Raw genomic sequence first — 2,070 nt, forward strand, 5'->3', positions numbered from 1 at the left:
CTTTAGGTAAACTTTTTTTATTATCTTTAATTTTATTTAATCTTTTTTTTTTAAAATTCATCAAAATCCAAAATCTTTATATGTGACTATGCCCTTATAATTTTTGAAGTGAAATTGTGATTATTATGGGTGATATGATTAAAGCTGTTAAAAATAAATTTGACTTAAAATCTGGAAGTCCTCTTAGATTATCCTTTTGTCCTATTGGACAAAACGGTTCTATTTTTAAAACCATGATCGGAAATGGGAAATTCTAAAATAATAATCTAATTTATTTTAGGATATGTATAGTTATTAGCAGCTCTTAAAGTATTATCCTAGAAAACTATTTTGATTGACAGTGTATTATCACATTAATGTACTTAGCAAGAAGAATTAAAAAAATAATTTGGAGGTAAAACCAATGAATATAAGTGAAAAAATAAAAGAAATGCAAGGCGATATAGGCAAATATCATGCGATAGATAAAAATGAAGAGAAATGTGAATTGGAAAATATGGTTATGCTCATGCTAAATGATCATGGATATTTGGGCCCTGGCAAAATCATTGATGAAAGTGAAGAATCTTTGGATTTCATGTTTTATCAAAGGGAAGGACCTACCTTTTCTCTCTGTATAAAAAAGGAACACATTTGCGGATTATCCATTTTCCATAAGTCATTTGAAGATGAAAAATCAGCTGCGAACAATATTGGAATGTCAAAGGCTTTGTATCAATAATTTTATTATATTTACTTAATAATTGGAGGTAATTCTTATGAATTTTAGTGAAAAAGTAGCAGAAATTGAAGGAAAAGTCAGTAGTTACAAGTTAGAAATTGAAGGTGTGGAAAAGATTCCTGCAGAAGAGATGGTTAGGGTCATGCTTGAAGAAGGGCAAATGCTTGAGCCTTGTAAGATTATTGGAGAAAGTGATGATTTTATTGATTTTATGGTTGTAGATTTGGAAAAAGGGCCTGTTTTCTCCATTTCCATAAATAAAGAAAAAATTGTTGGATTCGGCACTTTCCATAAATCCTTAGAAGAGTTGAACGGTTCAGAAGAAGAGGTAAATGCAGTTCCTGCATCATTATATATGTAACTGTTTTTATCTTTAAACTCTTTTTTTTATTTTTTTATTATTTTAATTATATTCTTGTTTTGTTTATTTTTAAAAAATATAGTTGTTATTGTAATTTTTTGGTTTTTATTCAATTTTTTCACTATTTCTCAGTTTAAAGTATCAAAATATAAATATTAAAATTAACAAACTATGTTTTAAAGGAGTTGTTATTAATGAAAAAACAAAATATATTTGCTTTTCTATTATTAGCAATCGTTCTTTTAGCTGTCGTTGCTGTCAGCGGATGCATAGGTGGATCTGGTGATGATTCTGCTAATGATGCATCTGGAGATTCCGATGATTCAAGTGATTCTGTAGATAATGATGATAATGACAATGATGACAACGATAAGGACGATAAAAATGATAAGGACGACAAAGACGATAAAGATGATGATGACGATTGAAGGCTTTAGTTTTTGATTTTCAATCATTTTAATTGTTCTAACGTTCATCAAATAAAATTTTACTGCTTTTTTTATTATTTTTTAAAATATTCATTTTTTTATTTTTTTTATTTTAACTTATTTTTATTATCTTAATTGAAAAATATTTTTAAAAACTCTTATAAACTAATAAGATAAATATTATATTAACTAAGATTAAGGAGAGAGAAAATGAATATGAGAAAAATTCTTGTCTTGCTTGTCTTGCTTGTTGCAGTTGTAGGATTTACAATGGGACAGGCTTGTGCTGCTACAACCACTATTAAAATGGGCAAGCATAAAGATATTGGCAGTAAGGATAGAATCTTGACTTTCTATCAGCCAAAAGATGCACAAAATGCTAAAGGAGTATATGCTGCTATCTTTTATCACGATAAGAAAAAGGGGGATGACTTCAGACCTCATACTTATGTTTTAAGAAAGATGACAGTTTATTATAAGAATAAAAAAGGAAAAGTAATAACCAGAACAGCTAAAGCAAACACCATCAGTGGACGTATGTTGCTTTCCACTAAAAAGAT

At 28.2% G+C, this 2,070-nt stretch carries 5 protein-coding genes; all 5 read left to right on the plus strand.

Features of this window, described 5'->3' with window-relative positions; translation table 11 throughout:
* Positions 1-116 precede the first annotated feature (116 nt).
* Positions 117-257, plus strand: a complete 141-nt coding sequence (locus ACKI67_RS10420) for a hypothetical protein (protein ID WP_407463470.1) — start codon at positions 117-119, stop codon at positions 255-257.
* 146 nt (positions 258-403) lie between these two features.
* Positions 404-721: a hypothetical protein gene (locus ACKI67_RS10425; protein WP_407463471.1), complete on the plus strand. Its 318-nt coding sequence runs from the start codon at positions 404-406 to the stop codon at positions 719-721.
* Positions 722-758: 37 nt separating this feature from the next.
* Complete coding sequence (locus ACKI67_RS10430) at positions 759-1,082, plus strand: hypothetical protein (RefSeq protein ID WP_407463472.1); 324 nt, start codon at positions 759-761, stop codon at positions 1,080-1,082.
* Between the two features lie 194 nt (positions 1,083-1,276).
* Positions 1,277-1,510: a hypothetical protein gene (locus tag ACKI67_RS10435; protein WP_407463473.1), complete on the plus strand. Its 234-nt coding sequence runs from the start codon at positions 1,277-1,279 to the stop codon at positions 1,508-1,510.
* A 210-nt stretch (positions 1,511-1,720) separates the two neighbouring features.
* Positions 1,721-2,070, plus strand: a 350-nt coding sequence (locus tag ACKI67_RS10440; RefSeq protein WP_407463474.1) for a hypothetical protein, incomplete at its 3' end; no start/stop codon positions are given.

It is taken from the genome of Methanobrevibacter sp., assembly GCF_045577275.1.
Taxonomy (GTDB): domain Archaea; phylum Methanobacteriota; class Methanobacteria; order Methanobacteriales; family Methanobacteriaceae; genus Methanobrevibacter.